Source organism: Burkholderia sp. AU45251, assembly GCF_030482905.1.
Lineage (GTDB): Bacteria > Pseudomonadota > Gammaproteobacteria > Burkholderiales > Burkholderiaceae > Burkholderia > Burkholderia aenigmatica.
On the sequence record NZ_JAUJQH010000025.1, the window covers coordinates 71,912 to 92,889 of the forward strand.

Below are 20,978 nucleotides of genomic sequence, written 5' to 3' on the forward strand. Positions count from 1 at the left end.
TATGCGCGACGACTTCGAAGATGGTGCGCGTGGCGCGACATCCCCCGTCGACAACGGGGTACCGCGCCGCAACGCGCGGCGGGCCCCGGGGGGGGCGGCGCTTCTCGCTTGCGCGCCGACCTGCGCGGATGCGCATGCGTGGAATATTCCGTACTACCTGCCGGTGCCGTTGTGGCTCTATGCGTACGCGGCCACCGGCACGCTGGTGGTGTCCTTCATGATCCTGGCGTTCGCATCGGGCGCGCGCATTCCGGACACGCGCGCGCCGGCGATCCGATGGCGGCGGGAAGGGCGGATACCGGCCGTGGCGCTCGCAGCGGGGCAGGCCGCGAGCATGGGCTTCGTCGTCCTGCTGATCGTGTCGGGCCTCGCCGGCACCCAGAACCCGTTCGTCAACCTCAGCATGTCGGGATTCTGGCTCTGGTTCTATCTTGGGTCGATCTACGTCAGCGCGGTGTTCGGCGACCTCTATGCGTTCACGAACCCGTTTGCGTTGCTGCTGCGGATCGTGGCGCGCGGCGTCCCGGCATTCGACAGGGGCCGGTATCGCTACCCGCGGGGCTTCGCATCGTATCCCGCGCTGCTCGTGTATGTCGCCCTCATCGCGCTGGAGCTGTTCGGCACGGCACGGCCGCGAGACGCCAGCCTGTTCCTTGCCGGCTACGCGATCTATGCGCTGGCCGGTTCGTTCTGCTTCGGCCGCGACGTGTGGCTCAGGCATTTCGATGCGTTCGGCATCCTATGCGGATTGTGCGCACGACTGTCGCCGCTCGAATGGCGTCGCGTGTCGGCGCGCGAAATCGGCATCAGGCTGAGGAATCCGGTCGCTGGTATGGCATCGGAACCGCCGTTCGACACCAGCGTCGTGATCTTCCTGTCGTTCATGCTGTCGTCGACGGCCTACGACGGCTTGCGCGATACGGCCGTCTGGAACACCTTCTTCTGGCGCGGCATCTATCCGCTGATCGTCGCGGTGTTTCCGGCGCTGAAAAACGACTACGCGATCGCAGGGGAACTCGTGCTCGCCGGGCAGTGGGCCACCTTTGCCGCGGTCGGGATGGCCTACCATGGCCTGTTCCGGGGTTTCTGCGCGCTCGGCGCGGCGGGATCGCGTTCGACGCTGGATGGCCACTCGTTTGCGCGGCAGTTCTGCCTGTTGCTGTTGCCGATCGCGCTGTTCTACAACGTGTGTCACTACTTCACGCTGTTCATCGACCAGGGGCGGCAGATCGTTTCACTGCTGTCCGATCCACTCGGGATCGGCTGGAACCTGCTGTCGATCGACCCGGCGCAGGTCGCGCCGACCGCGCTCCTGATCAACGTCGGCTATATCTGGCATGCGCAGGTCCTGCTGATTCTCGCCGGCCATGTGCTGAGCGTGGTCGTGACGCACGCGATCGCCGTCCGTCATCGCGTGCTGGCCGGCACCGTGGTGCGCAACCAGTTGCCGTTGCTGGTGCTGACGATCGTGCTGACGGTCAGCGGCCTGTGGATCCTGTCGCTGCCGCTCGCGTGACGTTCGCGGCACGCGGCTTGAGCCCGGACGGCGAGCATCCCCACCGTTTGCGGAACGTGGCCGAGAAGTGGCTCGTGGTCGAAAAGCCGCACGCGAGCGCGGCCTCGGTCACATCGCATCGGCCGCGTTCGATCAGGTTGCGGGCGGCTTGCAGCCGGGTCTCGACGATGTACTGATGCGGCGTCACCCCGTTGGCTTTCTTGAAGTTCCGGATGAACGAATACAGGTCGCCGGGATAGTCGACCGCTTCGGCCAGCGTCACGAGCGTCAGCGGATCGCGGAAATTGTCGCGGATGTACTCGACGGCCCGCCGCATCCCGTGCGCATGCGTGTACTCGCGGGCCTTGCGCGTCGACTCGAGATACGACATGCGGCCGAGCGCGGCTGCACCCAGGGTTTCGACATAGGTCGGCCCCGAAGGCATCCCCGCGACCGCATCTTCATGGATGCTCCTGATGATCTGCACGAGCAGATCGTCGTTCACGTCGAAGCGGGGCACGGCCGGCGTGCCGGGCAGCAGGCCGGACCGGGCCAGCCAGGACACATCGAAGTGGACGGCAAGCCACTCGATGTCGTTCGACCACCGGCTGGAACACCCGAAGCCGGGCGGCACGTAAGTCAACGGCGTGCGCATCACGTGCGGGGCCCAGCCGTTGCCGTCCGTACGCATTTCGAATCCGGTCGGCATCTGCAGGTGCAACGCGAAGACCGGCTCGGTCGTCTCGAGATCGATCAGCTCCGACGCTTCCGCGATGTAATGATCGATCGCCACGACCCCGCGCGACGGCGTCGCCAGTTGCCTTTTCCAGCCCGCCGGCGGGTGCCAGTTCGACCGGCGTCCGTCGGGGTGTTTCGCACACAAATAACGCATCGTTGGCCGGTTCTGCATGCCTGTTCCCTTCATGTTGCCCGGATACGGGCGAAGCACCCGCTCGCCGCGATGATCCGCCTTGGAGAATCAGCACACTGTAGGGCGTCACGCTTACTCGATGCTTACCTGTCCCGGACGACGATGAAAAGCGGCGCCCCGCGTGCGGTCGAACGGCGCGACCGCACGGCAGGGGATCGCTGGACGCGGAATCGTCCGATGTTTGCCGGTTCCGGAAGACGCGCGGCCGCCTTCCATGTCCCTTGCGGATCTGCACCCGTACCTTGCCGTCGCGGATCGGCTTGACGTCGGGACGGTCGTCGCCGACATCGCGATGGCGGCCGTGGCGCCACCGTCCGTGCCGATGGAATCGGTGTCATGGCAGACCAACCGCGCGGTGGCCGAGCAGTCGCCGTGTCTGTTCGTGCAGTCGGCCCGCGCGCGACAGTCTTTCGGCAAGCTGACCGCCGGCGGCAAGCGCCGCACCGACCGCGCGTAACCCCTGATGCGCACGGATCCCCGGCGTGTCACGGATTGGTGTTAAATAGTTTTCGGCGCGCGTTGGCACCGCGCGTTTCACGGGGCGCACCGGGCATCGGCGTAAACCCGGGGCGAAAAACGGCACGAAGGATCGAAAACGAATCGGGCGCATCAGACCCGATCGGACCGACGGCAGGATTCATCTTGAATACCGAACCGCAAAGTTCTCGTTACAGTCTCGGGCTCGCGGCGGAAGTGCTTGCGTCCGAGCAAAGCGTGCTGAGACTGATTACGCGCAACACACCGCTGCCGGAGCTGTTGGTCGAAGTCTGCCGGCGTGCCGAGGCTTTGCTCGGCGACGGCGCGTCATGCACGATCCTGCTGCTCGATCCCGACGGCGTGCACGTGCACGTCGGCGCCGCGCCGTCGTTGCCCGCGCAGTACAGCGCGGCGATCGAAGGCGCGTCGATCGGCCCTGCGGCCGGCTCGTGCGGCACGGCGATGTACCTGCGCCGGATGGTCGCCGTCGAAGACATCGAAACCGATCCGCTCTGGGCCGACTACCGTTCGATCGCGTTGCCGCTGGGCTTGCGCGCCTGCTGGTCGGTGCCGTTCCTCGACGATACCGGCGCGGTGCTCGGCGCGTTCGCCGTCTATCACCGCACGCCGCGTCGGCCGGGCGACGAGGAAACCGCGTTGTTGCGCGATATCGGCAACAGCGTGGGCCTCGCGGTACACCAGGACCGGATCGCGCGACAGCTCGCGCGCAGCGAGGAACATCACCGGCTGGTGGTCAACAGCCTGCACGAAGGGATCCTCGTCGTGTCGCGCGATGGCGTCGTGGTCGCGAGCAACCCGAGCGCGAACCGGATGATGCGCGTGCACGGCGACCTCGTCGGCCGCCGGCTGTCGACGGTGATCCTGCGCAAGCTGCACGAGGACGGCTCGCCGATCGCGCCCGACGAATGGCCGAGCCGGCGCGCGCTCGAGACGGCTACGCCGATGCTCGACTACACGGTCGGCTTCGGCCTCGCGGACGGCGACGTCATCTGGGTACGCGGCAACGCGGTGCCGATCGTGAAGCCGGGCGGCAAGCAGGCCGACTCGGTGCTCGTGTCGTTCAACGACATCGGCCCCGTGCGCGAAGCGCAGCAGCAGTTGCGCTACCTGGCGACGCGCGATGCGCTGACGGGCCTCTACAACCGCCGCTGGCTCGGCGACCGCATGCGCGAGCTGTTCGGCGGACACGATGCGGCGGGCGGGCCTGCACGCGTCGCGATCCTGTTCATCGATCTCGTCGGCTTCAAGAAGGTCAACGACACGGCCGGCCACGAAGCGGGCGACGCGCTGCTGCGCAGCGTCGCCGCACGGCTCTCGGCCTGCGGGGGCGGCCAGTATGCGCTCACGCGGGTGGGCGGCGACGAGTTCGTGATCCTCGTCGAGGACTGCGCCGATCCCGACCGGCTCGCGGTGCTCGCGCGCGAGGTGATCGATGCGATCGCGAAGCCGTTCGCGATCGCGAACAACGAATACTGGCTCGGCGTGTCGATCGGGATCAGCGTCGCGCCGCGCGACGGCGACGACGCCGTCACGCTGATGCGCAACGCCGATTCGGCGATGTACGACGCGAAGCAGCGCGGCCGCAACCACTTCACGTTCTTCACCGCGCAGCTCAACCTGCGGCTGCAGCGCCGCTTCGCGATCGAGCAGTCGCTGCGGCGCGCGCTCTCGTCGGACATGCTGCGGCTCGCGTATCAGCCCGTCGTCGACGCGCGCAGCGGCCGCACGGTCGGCGCCGAAGCGCTACTGCGCTGGACGAGCCCCGAGCTTGGGCCGATGTCGCCGACGGAGTTCATTCCGGTCGCAGAAGATACGGGGCTGATCGTCGCGATCGGCCAGTGGGTGCTCGAAACCGCGTGCCGGCAGGCGGCCGAATGGCGCCGCACGATCGCGCCCGACCTGATGCTGGCCGTCAACCTGTCGCCGCGGCAGTTCCACGAGGGGCTCGTCGAATCGGTCGATCGCTGCCTCGCGCAGACGCGGCTCGATCCGTCCGCGCTCGAACTCGAGATTACCGAAGGACTGCTGATGAACGACACGGACACCGTGCTGCCGATGCTCGAGGCGCTCACGGACATGAACGTGCGGATCTCGGTCGACGATTTCGGCACCGGCTATTCGTCGCTCGCGTACCTGAAGCGCTTTCCGCTGCACAACCTGAAGGTCGACCGCTCGTTCGTGTCCGGCGTGCCCGATCATCACGATTCGGTGGCGATCACGCAGGCCGTGGTCGCGATGGCGCATTCGCTCGGGATGAAGGTCACGGCCGAAGGCGTCGAGACGCAGGCGCAGTCGTGGTTCCTGCAGCAGATCGGCTGCGACATGCAGCAGGGCTATCTGTTCAGCCGCCCGCTGGATCCGAACGACTACGCGCGCCGGCTCGGCGCCGTGTGAGCGCGGCGCGCGTTCGTCGTTCAGCGTTCGGCGTTCAGTCGATGCGCGGCGCGCCGAAGCCGCCGAACCCGCCGAAGCCACCGGGACCACCGGGACCACCGGGACCACCGGGACCACCGGGACCACCGGGGCCCGGCGTCGCATCGATCTCGACGCGGTTCTTGCCTTCGTGCTTCGCGCGATAGAGCGCGCGGTCGGCCGCTTCGATCAGCAGGGTCGTCGGCAGGCCGGGCATCGGCACGATGCTCGCGCCGCCGATGCTGATCGTCACGGTGTTGCCGGTCGATGACTGCGCGTGCCGCAGCCGCAGCGCCTCGACCGCGAGGCGGATCTTCTCGCCGAGCAGCCGTGCGGCGCCGGGCGACGTGGCCGGCATCACGACCGCGAATTCCTCGCCGCCGAAACGCGCGGCGAGATCGCCCGACTGGCCGAGGCAGCGCTCGATGGTCGACGCGATCTGCTTGAGTACGCTGTCGCCCGACACGTGGCCGTACGTGTCGTTGTACAGCTTGAAATTGTCGACGTCGATCATCAGCAGCGACAGCTCGCTGCGCTCGCGCGTGCCGCGCCGCCATTCGGCGGCGAGGTATTCGTCGAGATAGCGCCGGTTCGACAGTCCGGTCAGGCCGTCCGAATGCGTGAGACGCCGCAGCTCGAGATTGGCTTCGAGCAACTGCTGCTGCGATTGCCGCAGCGCGCGGTATGCCTCGTCGCGCTGCAGCAGGTTCATGTACGAGCGCGAGTGATAGCGCACCCGCGCGACGAGCTCGATGCGGTCGGGCAGCTTCACGAGGTAGTCGTTCGCGCCGGCCGCGAACGCGGCGCTCTTGATCGTGGGCTCTTCCTGCGTCGACAGCACGATGATCGGCACGTCGCGCGTCGCCGGATTCGTCCGGTACGCTTTCACGAGGCTCAGCCCGTCGGTGCCGGGCATCACGAGGTCCTGCAGGATCACGGTCGGCCGCGTCTCGATCGCTGTGGCCATCGCGTCGTCCGACCGCGGGCAGTAATGAAAATCGATCCCTTCCTCGTCGACGAGCGCGCGCCGCACGGCTTCCGCGACGATCGTCTGGTCGTCGACCAGCAGCACCATCGCCGGCACGTCGGCGGGCGGCGTGTAGGGGCCGCCTGGCGGGCGAGTCAGGTCAATGGTCATGGTCGATGCGGGTTGTTGCGAGGGCAGGCATGGGTGTTGCGCGGGCTCATCGGGCTCAGATCCGCGCGAGCGCCGCCAGCTCGCCCGCGATGCGCCCGAGCGGCAGGATCGCGCGCGCCGCGCCGAGCGTCGCGGCCGCCTTCGGCATGCCGTACACGGCGCTCGTCGCCTCGTCCTGCGCGATCGTATGGTAGCCCTTCATCCGCAGCGCCTTCAGGCCGATCGCGCCGTCGCGGCCCATCCCCGTGAGCAGCACGCCGATCACGCGGCCGGGCCAGTGCTCGGTCAGGCTGTTGAAGAAGACGTCGACCGACGGGCGATACGGCGTGGCGGCCGGCTCGCGCGTGTATTCGAGCGTGCCGGCGCGCGTGATGCGCAGGTGGTCGTCGGTCGCGGCCAGCAGCGCGACGCCCGGTTGCGGGCGGTCGCCTTCGCGCGCGACGCGCACGGCGAGCGGGGTCTGGCCATCGAGCCATTGCGCCATGCCTTCGGCGAACGCACGGTCGACGTGCTGGACGATCACGATCGGGGCATTGAAATCGGCCGGCAGGCCGCCGAGGACCGACGCGAGCGCGCCGGGGCCGCCGGCCGACGCGCCGATCGCGACCAGCGGGCCGCCGCCGGTGCGAGGGGGCGTGCCGGCGAGGCGCGAGCCGCCGGGTGCGTCGAGCAGGCGGCCGATCTGGTCGATCTTCGCGAGCAGCAGTCTGGTCGTGTCGCCGGCCGCGCCGTCGCCGAACCGCGGCGTATCGACCGCGTCGAGCGCGCCGGCGCCCATCGCCTCGAACACGCGCCACGCATTCGCGCCGATGCAGCTCGTCACGATCAGGATCGCGCACGGTCGTTCGGATCGCATGATCCGCCGCGTCGCTTCGATCCCGTCGAATTTCGGCATGATCAGGTCCATCAGTACGACGTCGGGCGGCTGTGCGGCGCACAGCTCGACGGCTTGCGCGCCGTCGGTCGCGACCCACAGCACGCGGTGCTCGGGCCGTCGCGCGATCGCGCGGCGCATCGCCTCGACGGCAAGCGGGAGGTCGTTGACGATGCCGATGTTCACAAGCGGAATTCTCCGGTCGGTTCGTAATGTTGGAGGTGGGCCGGGTTCATGGAAGGGGCTGCCTGTTCGGCGCCGCCGGGCGGCATCGGCGGCCGGACGGCATGGCATTCTTTTCGGTTGGCGACGTCCCGCATGCTGTCATGCGGCGCGGGCGGCGGCAATCGAAAAATTTGCGCATTGCGCCGTTTCAGTGCGTTTCCTCCATGGCTGCGCGGTGTTTCGGGCGGGCAAAGGGCACGGGCCGACGAAGCGGACATGTTACCGTGGCGCCTTCGACAACAAGCATGGCCGCCACGCAGCATGGGGTACGGAAAGAGAGACCGTGACATCAGCGCCACGTATTGCCGCAGCTATCTGGTGACGCTCGGTGCTGCCTTCGCGGGCGGCAGCGCGTTTGTCCTGTCTGCCGCGCCGGCGGGCAACTGGCCGGGGTGGGGCATCGGGCTGCTCGCCGCGTTTCTGATCGGCGGCGTGCTGCTGGTTGCAATCGGACTGTTCGGCTCCGAGCGGTTCGTGCGCCGTTGCGCGGAAACGGCGTCGGGGCACGAGGCCGCGCTGATCGTCATGGCGGTCGCTTATCCCGTGTATCTTCTGCTGCGCCTGGTCTACGACAGGCGCTAGCATCGGCTGGCGTGCGACCGGCAGCGTCACGCAGCACTTTTTCCGGCAGACAGGGAATCACTACAGATGGCTTTCACGGACGGACGATGGCAGGCAATCCGGATGGGGGCGGGCAACCGCATCGCGTGGCGTTCGCGATGACTGCGCCCGACACCATACTCGTCAGCCGCGACCCGCACGCGCCGATCGTGATCGAGCGCGACGGCGGGTTGCTGTACCGGATCTACATCGAGAGCGGACACGCGTCGTTCTACCGCGATTTTCCGGTCGATCCCGATGCGGTGCGCGTGCTGAGTGACGATGCCGAGCGCTTTTACTTCCTGTTCGCGGCGCTTCACCATCCGTACCAGCTGAGCGCAACGAACCTGTCCGACACGGAACGCGAACGCTATTTCGGCACGATCCTGTTTGCCGGGCGCGACGACGTCGAAGCCTTCATGACGGAACTCGACCGCGCCAGCAACGGTGCCGTCGCGAACCTGCTGAGGATCTTCACGCAGGCCGACTACCGGCAACTGCGCGCGGGCCGGTGGTTCGACATGGGCGCCGGCACGCCGGCCGCGTAGCGCCAGCGCAAGCCCGTCGTCAACTTCAACGGGCGCGGGCGAAAACCGGCCGCGCACCCGGTGCGCGCCCGCGCCGTCAATGGCTGCGCGCGTACCCCTGGATCAGCGCGCGCATCATCCCTTCGACCGTCGCGTCGAGCAGGTCGGTTTCCTGCTCGGACTCCTCGACGAGCGCGGCATACGCGGTCGCGAGCGTCACGCGATCGACCTCATGGCGTTGCTCCATCAGCGTCACCATCCCGTCCTTCGCCAGATGAGCGGAGAACGCGCGGCTGCCGATGGTCTGGAATACGTCAATCATGGCGGCTCTCCCGTCCGTTGCCGATGCTTTCCAGTTTAGTCGGCGCACCGGGGCTCCGCCACGCGCGGCGGGCCGCCGCACGCTGCCCCAGAACGCGTACGGGCGAGCCGCGACCTGCGCGCCCGTGCCGGCCGGCCGACCACTGTTTCCTCGGATGAAACACCGGCGACACATGGCCCGGGCACGGTATCCGCACGCTTCAACGTTTACCCGAAGCAGCAAATTGTCGACTTTTTGTCGATAAAGTCTCGTGTTAGATTGCGCCGTCCGAGCCCGGTCGAAACCGGGCAGGCGGCGCGTTACCACGGCGCCGCGCGTCCGCTACAAGGAGGAGCAATGCTGGTGCTGATTGGGGTGCCGATCGTCGTGATCGGTTTTGCGCTGCGCTTCAATGCGCTGCTGGTGGTCACGATCGCGGGGCTCGCGACGGGGCTGGCGGGCGGGTTGAATCTGGTCGACATCGTCAGCGCGTTCGGCAAGGCGTTCACCGAAAACCGCTACATGGGGCTCATCTGGCTGACGCTGCCGGTGATCGCGCTGCTCGAGCGCAACGGGCTCAAGGAGCAGGCGAAGCGGATGATCTCGCGCGTGCAGGCGGCCACCACGGGCCGCGTGCTGATGCTGTATTTCGTGCTGCGCCAGGCGACCGCCGCGCTCGGCCTCACGTCGCTCGGCGGGCATGCGCAGATGGTGCGGCCGCTGATCGCGCCGATGGCCGAGGCCGCCGCCGTCAACCGGCACGGCGAGCTGCCCGAGTCGGTGCGCCAGCAGATCCGCGCGCATGCGTCGGCTGCCGACAACGTCGCCGTGTTCTTCGGCGAGGACATCTTCATCGCGATCCAGTCGATCCTGCTGATCAAGGGCTTTCTCGAACAGAACGGGATCTCCATCGAGCCGCTGCATCTGTCGGTGTGGGCGATCCCGACCGCGATCGCCGCGCTGCTGATCCACTGCGCGCGCCTCGCGCTGCTCGACCGCCGGCTGGCGCGCGGCTTCGGCCTGCTCGCGCAGGAGGGCGCGCGATGATCGGCCTCGAATCGCTGTACACGCTCGCGGGGCTGATGTTCGCCGCGTTCGCATGCTTCAACCTGACCGACCGCACGAACCCCCGTCGCATCGTCAATTTCGCGTTCTGGATGATCTACGCGGTCACGTTCCTGTTCGGCGCGCTGCTGCCGCATTTCGTGACGGGCTGCCTCGCGATCGCGCTCGCGGTCATTGCCGGTTCGGGCAAGCTCGGGCGCGGCAAGTCCGATGAAGCCGGGGAGGCCGCGGCCGTGCGGCGCGAAACGCTCGCGCAGCGTTTCGGCAACACGCTGTTCCTGCCCGCGCTGCTGATTCCGGTCGTCACGCTGATCGGCACGTTCGCGTTGAGGCTTGTCCCGTTCGTCGACCAGAAAAGCGTGACGCTGATCTCGCTCGTGCTCGGCACGCTCGTCGCGTTCGCCGTCGCGCTCGCGATGCTGCGCGATTCGCCGGTGCATGCGGTGAAGGAGGCACGCCACACGATGGACGCGGTCGGCTGGGCCGCGATCCTGCCGCAGATGCTCGCGGCGCTCGGCGCGCTGTTCGCGGTCGCGGGCGTCGGCGGCGTGGTGTCGGGGCTCGTGAAGGAGTGGGTGCCGATCGATTCGCCGTTCGCGGTGGTCGCGGCCTACACGGTCGGCATGGCACTGTTCACGATGATCATGGGCAACGGCTTCGCCGCGTTCCCCGTGATGACGGCCGGCATCGGCCTGCCGCTGATCGTCCACCAGTTCCACGGCAACCCGGCGATCGTCGGCGCGATCGGGATGCTGAGCGGTTTCTGCGGTACGCTGATGACGCCGATGGCCGCGAACTTCAACATCGTGCCGGCGGCGCTGCTCGAACTGAAGGACAAGAACGGCGTGATCAAGGCGCAGTGGCCGACGGCCGTACTGTTGCTCGCCGTGAACACGCTGCTGATGTACGCGTTCGTATTCCGCTTCTGACTCGAAGGACGAGATGCCCATGACCGACCGACTCACGCCCGAACTCGCCTCGACATTCGCGTCGCTCGCGCTCGCGCACCTGACCCGCGAATATCCGAACAAGCTCACGCATTCGCTCGAAGGGCCGCACGACGTGCAGGGGCCGCGCGCGCTGCACCCGATTTTCTACGGCAGCTACGACTGGCACTCGTGCGTGCACGGCTACTGGCTCGTGCTGCGCGTGCTCGAACGCTACCCGGCCTTGCCCGAGGCCGAACGCATCATCGCGATCGTCGATGCGCACTTCACCGATGCGAACGTCGCCGGCGAGCGCGCGTATCTCGCGCTGCCGCACAACAGCGGCTTCGAGCGGCCGTACGGCTGGGCGTGGCTGCTCGCGCTCTCCGCGCAACTCGAGCGGCTCGCGCTGAAGGGCGCGCTGCCGCAGGCCGCGCGCTGGGCGAAGACGATGGCGCCGCTCACCGATCTGTTCGTGGCGCGCTTCGAAACCTTCCTGCCGAAAGCGACCTATCCGCTGCGCGTCGGCACGCACTTCAACACCGCGTTCGCGCTGGCGCTCGCGCTCGATTTCGCGCGCGACACGCAGCGCGACGGGCTCGCGGCGCTGATCGTCGATACCGCGAAGCGCTGGCACCTGAACGATGTCGCATGCCAGGCGTGGGAGCCGTCGGGCGACGAATTCCTGTCGCCCGCGTTGATGGAAGCGGAACTGATGCGGCGCGTGCTGCCGGCCGCCGAATTCGACGGCTGGTTCGCACGCTTCCTGCCCGATCTCGCGCGCGGCGAGCCGGCGACGCTGTTCGAGCCGGCGACGGTCAGCGATCGCAGTGACGGCAAGATCGCGCACCTCGACGGGCTGAACCTGAGCCGCGCGTGGTGCCAGCGTGCATTGGCCGGCGCGCTGCCGGAAGGCGATGCGCGACGCGCGAAGCTGCTCGATGCGGCCGACCGGCATCTCGCGAGCGCGCTCGCGCACGTGGCCGGCGACTACATGGGCGAGCACTGGCTCGCAACGTTCGCGGTGCTCGCGCTGGAGGCGTAGCGCGGCGGGTGCCGCGACATGACGGGTTTTCCGCCTGTCGCGGCAGCCGAGCGATGGAGGGTGCATGCAGGAGCGGACGATGGATCAACGTGACGAAAAACGGGCATGGGTGACGGCAATCATGACGTTCATCGAAACGCAACCCTATGACCCGGACAGGTGCGCGCGATATGTGTACACCGAAGCGCTCGATGCCCGGGCGTATCGGTACCGTGACCGACGGCTCGACACCTTGCTCGATACGATTGGAGGAATGAGTGCAGGGGACGAGTTTCACTATTCACAGGATGAACTCGTTGAAATGTTGCGATCGTATTTGCGCGATGCCGAGTGAATAGCGGGGCTGAGCGACTCGTTGCCGAACCGGGAAGCGGATGTGCCGAGACATGCTGCTCACGGATCAGGCATGAGCGGGGTGTTGTCCGCATAACCCATTTCCTGGCGCGAACCGCGTCGCCGCTTCCCGCATCGTCGGTACGTTCTCCCGCCAATCGCTGAGCGTCGCGCGCGGGCCGAGCGCGATGCCACGGGCGTGGTTGCGCGAGCAAGCACTGGCTCGCGACGTTCGCGTCGCTGGTGCGGGAGGCGTCGCGCGAAACCCCGCCGGCGGCAAGGTCTTCGGCGCGCGGCTATACTCGGCGCTCGGGTTGCCTCGTTCCATGCGTATTGTGCGAGGCGGCCATCCATTCGTTCGCCGCCTCGCCATGGACAAGCTCATTTCCTACGTTGCCGCGATCCACGGGCTCGCGGGCCCGGTGTCGATCGTGTCTCACGCGACGTCGCACGACCGCTGGACCGACGACGACGTCGAGGTCACGCGCGACGAAACCGAATACCGCTTCGACAACGGCGCGATCGTGCGCCGCTCGGTCGAGCAGGACCGCGTGCCGTCCGATCTGCTGTGTGCCGAATGCTGGATCGACTACGACGTGCTTCGCCATCCCGATGCGCAGCCAATCGGTCCGACGAGGATGACGTTCGACAACGCATGCCGCGAAACCTTCTGGCTGCGTTATCACCTTGCGTGACTGCGTGACTGCGTGACTGCGTGACTGCGTGACCGCATGACCGCATGACCGCATGACCGCATGACCGCATGACCGCATGACCGCATGACCGCGCGCGGCCTCGTCAACCCGGCGGCGCGCCCTCAGCCGCATTCAGCAGCGGCGCGAGCCGCGTCGCCGCTTCCCGCATCTTCGGCACGTTCTCCAGCAAATCGCTGAGCGTCGCCCGCGCGGTCGGCGCATGCACGGCAAGCGCCGCGAGCACGCGACCACTCGCGGCATCCTTCACCGGCACCGCAACAGCCACCATCCCGCGCACGAATTCCTCGTTGTCGATCCCGACGCCGCGCGCCGCGAGCCGGTCGAGCTCGGCCGCGAGCAACTGCGCATCGGTCAGCGTCCGGTAGGTCATCTTCTTCAGCGTGAGCCGCGCGAGCATCGCGTTGCGCTCCAGCGCATTCATCTGCGACAGGAACAGCTTGCCGCTCGCCGTGCAATGCAGCGGCACGCGCATGCCGGGCCGCATCTCGAGCCGCAGCGGCTCGGTCGTCTCGACGCGTTCGACGTACAGCACCGTGTCGCCGTCGAGCGCGGTGAGGTTGCAGGTCTCGCCGAGCACGTCGACGAGCGAACGCAGCACCGAGCGGCAGCCGCGTGTGAACGTGTTGTTCGACAGCGCCGCGAGCGCGAACTGCGCGGCGCGCGGGCCGAGCGCGATGCCGCGGTCGTGCCCGCGCGAGTCGGGCATGTGGATCACGTAGCCGCGTGTTTCGAGCGATTCGATCAGCCGCAGCAGCGTCGCCTTTGGAATGTGCAGCCGCGCGGCGAGTTGCGACAGCGTGTACGGCTGGCCGGCCGACGCGAGCGCTTCGAGTACCGCGAGGGCGCGCAGCACGCGCGCGTCGTCGGCGGGCGCGCCGTCGGGCGGCGCGGGGGCGGTTTCGCGCATGTGTCTCCTCCGTCGGGATCGGCGTGCGTCCCGGGATGGTTGTGCGATGGAAATGAAACGAATTGAACGGTTTTTGTACCACATTCGCGGTGTGGACAATAAATCGGCTTGTATGCGTTCCGTGTGCTCCATAAATTTGGACGAAACATACCGGATTTTTCAAATACCCCGGAACGGAGACACGAATGACACGCAGCTTCGACTATGTCGTGGTCGGCGCAGGATCGGCCGGTTGCGTCCTCGCCAACCGGCTGTCCGACGGCGGACGTCACACGGTGTGCCTGCTGGAAGCCGGCCCCGCCGACAACTACATGTGGATCCATGTGCCGATCGGGTACGGCAAGACGATGTTCCACCCCGTGTACAACTGGGGCTTCCACACCGATCCCGATCCGAACATGCACAACCGCCGCCTGTACTGGCCGCGCGGCCGCACGCTCGGTGGCTGTAGTTCGATCAACGGGCTGATCTACGTGCGCGGGCAGCAGCAGGACTACGACCACTGGGCCGCGCTCGGCAATCGCGGCTGGAGCTGGCGCGACTGTCTGCCGTATTTCCGCAGGCTCGAACACAACACGCTCGGAGAAGGGCCGACGCGCGGCACCGGCGGCCCGTTGTGGGCGTCTGCTATCCGGCAGCGGCACGAACTCGTCGATGCGTTCGTCGCAGCGTCGAACAAGCTCGGCGTGCGTACGGTCGACGATTTCAACACGGGCGACCAGGAAGGCGTCGGCTATTACCAGCTCACCACGCGCAACGGGCTGCGCTGCTCGACGGCGGTGGCCTACCTGAAGCCTGCGCGCGGGCGGCCGAACCTGCATGTCGAAACCGATGCGCAGGCGCTGAAGGTGCTGTTCGACGGCGCGCAGGCGTCCGGCGTGCGCTACGTGCAGCATGGCAGGGTGTGCGAGGTGCGCGCGTTGCGCGAGGTGATCCTCGCGGCCGGCGCGCTGCAGTCGCCGCAACTGCTGCAGGTGTCGGGCGTCGGGCCGGCCGCGCTGCTGAACCGGCACGGGATTCCGGTCGTCGCCGATCGCGCGGGCGTCGGCGAGAACCTGCAGGATCATTTGCAGATTCGTCTGATCTACGAAGTGACGAAGCCGATCACGACCAACGACGAACTGCATTCATGGGTCGGCCGCGCGAAGATGGGGCTGCAATGGGCGCTGTTCCGCGGCGGCCCGCTCGCGATCGGCATCAACCAGGGCGGCATGTTCTGTCGTGCGCTGCCGGACGAATCGGCGACGCCCGACATCCAGTTCCATTTCTCGACGCTGTCGGCCGATTCGGCGGGCGGCAGCGTGCACCCGTTTCCCGGCTGCACGTATTCGATCTGCCAGCTGCGCCCGGAATCGCGCGGCACCGTGCGCATCCGCACCGACGATGCGCGCGATGCACCGTCGATCCAGCCGAACTATCTCGACACCGAGCGCGACCGCCGCACGACGGTGGCCGGCGTGCGCTTCGCGCGACGCGTCGCGGCCACCGAGCCGATGGCGCCGCTGATGAAGCGCGAGGTGCGGCCGGGCGCGGACGCGCAGACGGACGACGAACTGCTCGAGTTCTGCCGCGAGTACGGGCAGACGATCTTCCATCCGTCCGGCACCGCGAAAATGGGCGTCGCGAGCGATCCGCTCGCGGTCGTCGACGAGCGGCTGCGCGTGTACGGCACGCGCGGGCTGCGCGTGGTCGACTGTTCGATCATGCCGACCCTCGTATCGGGCAATACCAACGTGCCGATCGTGATGGTCGCCGAGAAGGCGTCCGACATGATCCTCGAAGACGCGCGCGCGGCCGATCGCGGTCATAGCATCGCATCGGCCGCCGAGGCGCTCGCGTAGGGCCTCGCCACGCATCCCCCCGCGTGGCCCGTGCTCCTGCGCCCGGACGGCCGCCGCGCGTTTATCGATGCCCCCGCCGGCACGGCGCCGGGGCAGGTTGCGGCGCATCCTTACCTGGAGAAGCTCGCATGGCAATCGATTCCCGGGTCGTCCGACGCGTGGCCGCGGCCAGCGTGATCGGCGCGACCGTCGAGTGGTACGACTTTTTCCTGTACGGCGTGGTCGCCGGCATCGTGTTCGACAAGCAGTACTTTCCGTCCGGCGACGCGTTCGTGTCGACGATGCTCGCGTATGCGACGTTCGCGGTCGGCTTCGTCACGCGGCCGCTCGGCGGCTTGCTGTTCGGCCATCTCGGCGACCGCGTCGGGCGCAAGTCCGCGCTGATCCTGACGATGCTGATCATGGGCGTGTCGACGGCCGGCGTTGCGTTCCTGCCGACCTATGCGCAGATCGGCATGTGGGCGCCGGTGCTGCTGCTGACGCTGCGCGTGCTGCAGGGCATCGGCCTCGGCGGCGAGTGGGGCGGCGCGGTGCTGATGGCCTACGAGTACGCACCGCCGCACCGGCGCGGGCTGTATGCGAGCCTGCCGCAGATCGGGCTCGCGATCGGACTGTGCCTCGCGGCCGGTGTAGTCGCGGCACTGTCGCGTGCGTTGCCGGACGCCGCATTTCTCGCGTGGGGCTGGCGCGTCGCGTTCGCGGCGTCGCTGTTGCTGGTCGCGGTCGGCTTCTACATCCGCACGCGCGTGGCCGATACGCCCGAGTTCGTCGCGCTCAAGCGCCAGCGGCGCGATACGAAGCTCCCGGTCGTCGAACTGCTTGCGAATTATCGGCAGGCGATCTTGCTCGGGATGGGCGCACGCTATATCGACGGCGTGTTCTTCAACGTGTTCGCGGTGTTCTCGATCGGCTACATGACACGCAACCTGTCGATCTCGCGTGGCGACGCGCTGCTCGGCGTGATGAGCGCGGCAGTCGTGATGTGCGTGTTCATCCCCGTGTTCGGCAGCCTGTCGGACCGGCTCGGCCGCGCACGCGTGTACCGGTGGGGCGCGACACTGTGCGGGCTGTCGGTGTTGCCCGCGTTCTGGCTGCTGCAGACGCAGTCGACCAACCTGCTCGCCGTGTGGCTCGCGCTGGTGATCCCGTTCGGGATCTTCTATGCGATGGCGTACGGGCCGGAGGCCGCGCTGTTCGCGGAACTGTTCGACGCGAACGTGCGTTACACGGGTATCTCGTTCGTCTACCAGGTGTCGGGCATCTTCGCGAGCGGCCTCACGCCGATCGTCGCGACCGCATTGCTGCGCGTGAACGGCGGAGCGCCGTGGCTCGTCGGGGTTTACGTGATGTTGTCTGCACTCCTGTCGATCGTGTCCGCGCGGGCGATCGAGAAGCGCGGCGGGATGGACGGCGTGGTGGTGCGCGCGATGTGACGGCGGGCGGGGCGGATCGGGTGGGGCGGCGTGGCGTGGGGCCGTATCGGCGCCCTGATCTTCTTGCGGGGTCATGCCTGCGCCGCTGATTGCCACTCACCGACGCCGTCTGCCGGTCGCTTGCCGTGGCCCGCCGTTCGGCTTCCCGGCCGTCCGGCGGCGTTGCCCCCGCACCGTTGATCCTTGTTGACCGACGCCGTCTGCTGACTGCCCGCCATTCGGCATTCCGATCGTCCGGCGGCGTCGGGTCCGTGTCGCTGATCCCTTTCGACCGTTGCCGTCCACCGGTTGCCTGCCGCCCGCCGTCCCGCGCGCTGGTCCAAGCGAATCCGGTCCACTGGCCCTACCTCCGAAAAAACGGCCTGCCTACACTTTCCTCGACAGATCGCTGCATTGAAGCATCTGCACACGATCGACCCGAAGAGAACGATCAGGAGACAGGCATGACCAACAGGCAGTCGGCAGCATTGGCCCGCGCGGCGCGCGCGCGCCCCGCATCAGTCCATCGAATCGCCTCGTGCGCCCGTTGCGGCGCGGCAGGCAAGCCCGCGTCGGAGGGCTGACCATGTCGACCCCTTCCATCGAACGGTCCGCGAGCGGCTTCGCCGGCGGCCGGTCGAACGATACGCGTTACGACCCGACCTACGATCCGCTCGTGTCGCCGGGGCCCGGGTGCGGCAAGCAGTACGCGCCGACCTACTGGGTCGCGACGGCCGGCACCCCGCCGCCCGACGACGGCCCCGTCACGCGCGATCTCGATGTCGATGTCGCGATCATCGGCGCCGGCTACACGGGCCTCGCAACGGCGCTGTGCCTTGCTCGGGACCACGGCATCAAGGCCGTCGTGCTCGAAGCCAACCGCACGAGCTGGGGCTGCAGCAGCCGCAATGGCGGGCAGGGGCAGAACGCGTCGGGCCGGCTGTCGCGCTCGCAGTGGATCGAGCGCTGGGGCAAGGACGTCGCGCTGAAGATGCACGACGAGATCCTCGAAGGCTTCGACAACTTCAAGTCGCTGGTGTCGGAAATCGACTGCGATCCGCAGCCGGGCGGCCATTTCCTGATCGCGCATCGTCCGCGCATCATGGCGAAGCTCGCGGCCGAGGCGAAGGTGTGGAAGGACGTGTTCGGCTATCCGTCGGAACTGCTGAGCGCGGAAACCTTCCGCCGCGAATTCATCAACGACCACGAGGCAGCCGGCGCGCTGCACGAGCCGGAAGGCATCGGCATCCATGCGCTGAAGCTCGCGTTCGGCTACCTGCGCCTCGCGCGCGAAGCCGGCGCGAAGGTGCATACGAGCAGCCCGGTGCTCGGCTTCGAGACGATCGACGGCGTGCATCACCTGCGCACGCCGGGCGGCGTCGTGCGGGCCCGCGCGGTCGGCATCGCGACCGGCGCGTACACCGCGCAGACGCTGCATCCGTCGCTGCGTAGCAAGGTGATGCCGATCCTGTCGAACTCGATGGTCACGCGCCCGCTCACCGACGCGGAGATCGACGCGTGCAATTTCCGCACGACGCAGGTGCTGACCGATACGCGTACGCTGCGCTTCTACTACCGGTTCCTGCCCGATCGTCGCTTGCAGATCGGCAGCCGCAGCGCGATCACCGGTGACGACGCGCCGAATCCGCGTCACTTCGAATTGCTGAAGGAAGGGATGGCGCGCAAGTTTCCCGCGCTGCGCGGCGTACAGATCGATTATTCATGGTGGGGCTGGGTCGACGTCAGCCACGACATGATGCCGCGCGTGTGCCAGCCCGACCCGCGGCAGTCGGTGTACTACGCGCTCGGCTACGGCGGCAACGGCGTGTCGTACTCGCAGCAGGCCGGCCGCCGGCTGGCCGAGCAGATCGCGGGGAAGGGCGCACGCCAGACGCTGCCGATCTTCACGTCGCCGCTGCCTGGCCACCCGTTCGCGCCATTCCGGCGCATCGGGCAGCGGATGCTCTACCTGTCGTACTTCAGGAACGACGAAAAGCCCTGAACGATGTGCACCTCGCCCGGCGTGATGCAACGCGCCGGGCCGTCCAACACAAGAAAAGCAACAGAAATCCGTGCGGCCGGGGCTGCAGGCGCCCCTGCACGCGCCGTCGCCGGCGGCGCCCGTGCTCACCCGACGGTGGCGTGCGGGCGGCGTCCGGACAACTGGATATGGAGAAGACATGCAACCCTCGAACCAGAGTGACCTGAAGTGTGGGCTCAAGCAGCGCCACATGACGATGATTGCGCTTGGCGGCGTGATCGGTGCCGGGCTGTTCGTCGGCAGCGGTGTGGTGATTCAGCAGACCGGGCCGGCCGCGATCCTGTCGTTCCTGATCACGGGCGGGCTCGTCGTGCTCGTGATGCGGATGCTCGGCGAGATGGCCTGCGCGATGCCGGCCGTCGGTTCGTTCTACGAATACGCGCGGCTCGCGTTCGGCAACTGGCGCGGGCCCGGCAAGATGGCGGGCTTCCTGACCGGCTGGATGTACTGGTATTTCTGGGTGATCGTCGTCGCGCTCGAAGCGGTGGCCGGCGCCAAGCTGATCCAGTTCTGGCTGCCCGATACCCCCGCGTGGATCATCAGCCTCGCGCTGCTGGTCGTGCTGACGCTCACGAACCTGATCTCGGTCGGCAGCTACGGCGAGTTCGAGTTCTGGTTCTCGTCGATCAAGGTCGGCGCGATCGTCGTGTTCCTGTTCCTCGGCGGCCTGTACGTGCTCGGCCTGTGGCCTGCGTCGATGCACACCACGTCCGTGCTGCCGACGCTGCTCGGCCACGGCGGCTTCATGCCGCTCGGCATCGGGCCGGTGATGAGCGGGGCGGTCGCGGCCACCGGCTTCTACTTCGGCGCGGAAATCGTCACGATCGCGGCGGCCGAGGCCAAGGAGCCGGCGAAAGCGGTCGCGAAGGCCACCAATTCGGTGATCACGCGTGTGCTGGTGTTCTACGTCGGCTCGGTGGCGCTCGTCGTCGCGCTGGTACCGTGGAATTCGCATCAGATGGCCACGCCGTATGTGAGCGCACTCGAAGTGATGGGCCTGCCGGCCGCTGCCAACGTAATGAACGCGATCGTGCTGACGGCGGTGCTGTCCGCGCTCAACTCGGGGCTCTATGCGGCGTCGCGGATGCTGTTCGCGCTGACCCGCCACGGTGACGCGCCGGCCGCGCTCGCGAAGGTCAACAAGCGCGGGGTGCCGGTGCGCGCGATCCTGCTCGGCACGGTGTTCGGCTACGTGTCGGTGGTGATGTCGTACGTGTCGCCCGATACCGTGTTCGCATTCCTCGTCAATTCGTACGGCACCGTCGCGCTGTTCGTGTACGTGCTGATCGCGTTCTCGCAACTGCGCCTGCGCAAGCGTCTCGACCCGGTGGCCGCCAGCAAGCTGCGCGTCAAGATGTGGGCATACCCGTACCTCACCTGGGTTGCGATCGTCGGCATGGTCGGCATCCTCGTCGCGATGGCGTTCATCCCGGATCAGCGCAAGCCGCTGTGGCTCGGCGTCGCCAGCCTGGGCGTGCTGGTCGTCGCCTACGGGCTGACGCGCCGCAGCCGCCGCGAGCATCTCGACGACAGCGAACTGCTCGCCTATCCGCCGCGGTAATGCGCGGGCACGCATGACGCCGAAGGCCCGGCCCGCAAGCCGGGCCTTCGCGCATGCGGCTTCTCGCCCGAGCCGATGGATGGCCGGGGCAACTATCGGGCCGACCGATAGCACCGATCAGAGGATGCGA

The 20,978-nt window shown here is 67.8% G+C and carries 19 protein-coding genes; 14 read left to right on the forward strand and 5 right to left on the reverse strand.

The genetic code is table 11. The features are described from left to right. Position 1: 1 nt before the first annotated feature. Positions 2-1,516, forward strand: a complete 1,515-nt coding sequence (locus QZM67_RS32515) for a hypothetical protein (RefSeq protein WP_301809653.1) — start codon at positions 2-4, stop codon at positions 1,514-1,516. On the opposite strand, the gene QZM67_RS32520 is transcribed toward QZM67_RS32515, so the two are convergent. Further along, complete coding sequence (locus QZM67_RS32520) at positions 1,479-2,288, reverse strand: AraC family transcriptional regulator (RefSeq protein WP_301809657.1); 810 nt, start codon at positions 2,286-2,288, stop codon at positions 1,479-1,481. The genes QZM67_RS32515 and QZM67_RS32520 overlap by 38 nt on opposite strands. Positions 2,289-2,640: 352 nt before the next feature. On the opposite strand from QZM67_RS32520, the gene QZM67_RS32525 reads away from it, so the two are divergent. Continuing rightward, entirely contained in the window at positions 2,641-2,883 is a 243-nt protein-coding gene (locus QZM67_RS32525; RefSeq protein ID WP_301809660.1) for a hypothetical protein, read from the forward strand. A gap of 185 nt (positions 2,884-3,068) precedes the next feature. After that, on the forward strand, positions 3,069-5,318 hold the full coding sequence (locus QZM67_RS32530) for a bifunctional diguanylate cyclase/phosphodiesterase (protein WP_301809662.1): 2,250 nt from the start codon (positions 3,069-3,071) through the stop codon (positions 5,316-5,318). 34 nt (positions 5,319-5,352) lie between these two features. Here the strand turns inward: QZM67_RS32530 and QZM67_RS32535 are convergent, their stop codons facing one another. After that, complete coding sequence (locus tag QZM67_RS32535) at positions 5,353-6,474, reverse strand: diguanylate cyclase (RefSeq protein WP_301809667.1); 1,122 nt, start codon at positions 6,472-6,474, stop codon at positions 5,353-5,355. Between the two features lie 55 nt (positions 6,475-6,529). Continuing rightward, on the reverse strand, positions 6,530-7,534 hold the full coding sequence (locus QZM67_RS32540; protein WP_175026464.1) for a chemotaxis response regulator protein-glutamate methylesterase: 1,005 nt from the start codon (positions 7,532-7,534) through the stop codon (positions 6,530-6,532). A gap of 48 nt (positions 7,535-7,582) precedes the next feature. On the opposite strand from QZM67_RS32540, the gene QZM67_RS32545 reads away from it, so the two are divergent. Then, entirely contained in the window at positions 7,583-8,155 is a 573-nt protein-coding gene (locus QZM67_RS32545; RefSeq protein WP_301809671.1) for a hypothetical protein, read from the forward strand. Between the two features lie 137 nt (positions 8,156-8,292). Next, positions 8,293-8,721: a hypothetical protein gene (locus tag QZM67_RS32550; RefSeq protein WP_175023953.1), complete on the forward strand. Its 429-nt coding sequence runs from the start codon at positions 8,293-8,295 to the stop codon at positions 8,719-8,721. A 76-nt stretch (positions 8,722-8,797) separates the two neighbouring features. Here the strand turns inward: QZM67_RS32550 and QZM67_RS32555 are convergent, their stop codons facing one another. Further along, a complete protein-coding gene (locus QZM67_RS32555) occupies positions 8,798-9,022 on the reverse strand; it encodes a hypothetical protein (RefSeq protein ID WP_011355611.1) in 225 nt (74 codons plus the stop codon). A gap of 336 nt (positions 9,023-9,358) precedes the next feature. Here QZM67_RS32555 and QZM67_RS32560 point away from each other — a divergent pair, with 336 nt between their 5' ends. The 5 genes from QZM67_RS32560 (at position 9,359) to QZM67_RS32580 (ending at position 13,065) form a co-directional block, all read left to right on the forward strand. Further along, entirely contained in the window at positions 9,359-10,048 is a 690-nt protein-coding gene (locus QZM67_RS32560; protein WP_175023952.1) for a DUF969 domain-containing protein, read from the forward strand. Continuing rightward, positions 10,045-10,995, forward strand: a complete 951-nt coding sequence (locus QZM67_RS32565) for a DUF979 domain-containing protein (RefSeq protein ID WP_301809676.1) — start codon at positions 10,045-10,047, stop codon at positions 10,993-10,995. The genes QZM67_RS32560 and QZM67_RS32565 overlap by 4 nt, the downstream gene beginning before the upstream one ends. Positions 10,996-11,014: 19 nt before the next feature. Further along, on the forward strand, positions 11,015-12,037 hold the full coding sequence (locus QZM67_RS32570) for a DUF2891 domain-containing protein (RefSeq protein ID WP_175023950.1): 1,023 nt from the start codon (positions 11,015-11,017) through the stop codon (positions 12,035-12,037). A 79-nt stretch (positions 12,038-12,116) separates the two neighbouring features. Next, on the forward strand, positions 12,117-12,371 hold the full coding sequence (locus tag QZM67_RS32575; protein ID WP_301809682.1) for a hypothetical protein: 255 nt from the start codon (positions 12,117-12,119) through the stop codon (positions 12,369-12,371). Between the two features lie 370 nt (positions 12,372-12,741). After that, entirely contained in the window at positions 12,742-13,065 is a 324-nt protein-coding gene (locus tag QZM67_RS32580; RefSeq protein WP_301809685.1) for a hypothetical protein, read from the forward strand. Between the two features lie 103 nt (positions 13,066-13,168). Here QZM67_RS32580 and QZM67_RS32585 read toward each other — a convergent pair whose 3' ends face one another. After that, positions 13,169-13,993: an IclR family transcriptional regulator gene (locus QZM67_RS32585; protein WP_301809687.1), complete on the reverse strand. Its 825-nt coding sequence runs from the start codon at positions 13,991-13,993 to the stop codon at positions 13,169-13,171. A 185-nt stretch (positions 13,994-14,178) separates the two neighbouring features. Between QZM67_RS32585 and QZM67_RS32590 the strand changes: the two genes are divergently transcribed. From QZM67_RS32590 to QZM67_RS32605, 4 genes are all read left to right on the forward strand, one after another. Next, positions 14,179-15,834, forward strand: a complete 1,656-nt coding sequence (locus QZM67_RS32590; protein ID WP_301809690.1) for a GMC family oxidoreductase — start codon at positions 14,179-14,181, stop codon at positions 15,832-15,834. A 128-nt stretch (positions 15,835-15,962) separates the two neighbouring features. After that, the gene (locus QZM67_RS32595) at positions 15,963-17,267 is read left to right on the forward strand and encodes an MFS transporter (RefSeq protein ID WP_301809693.1); all 1,305 of its coding nucleotides are present in this window, start codon (positions 15,963-15,965) and stop codon (positions 17,265-17,267) included. 565 nt (positions 17,268-17,832) lie between these two features. Next, positions 17,833-19,248: an FAD-binding oxidoreductase gene (locus QZM67_RS32600; protein WP_301809696.1), complete on the forward strand. Its 1,416-nt coding sequence runs from the start codon at positions 17,833-17,835 to the stop codon at positions 19,246-19,248. 178 nt (positions 19,249-19,426) lie between these two features. Continuing rightward, positions 19,427-20,848, forward strand: a complete 1,422-nt coding sequence (locus QZM67_RS32605; RefSeq protein ID WP_043179361.1) for an amino acid permease — start codon at positions 19,427-19,429, stop codon at positions 20,846-20,848. Positions 20,849-20,978 lie beyond the last annotated feature (130 nt).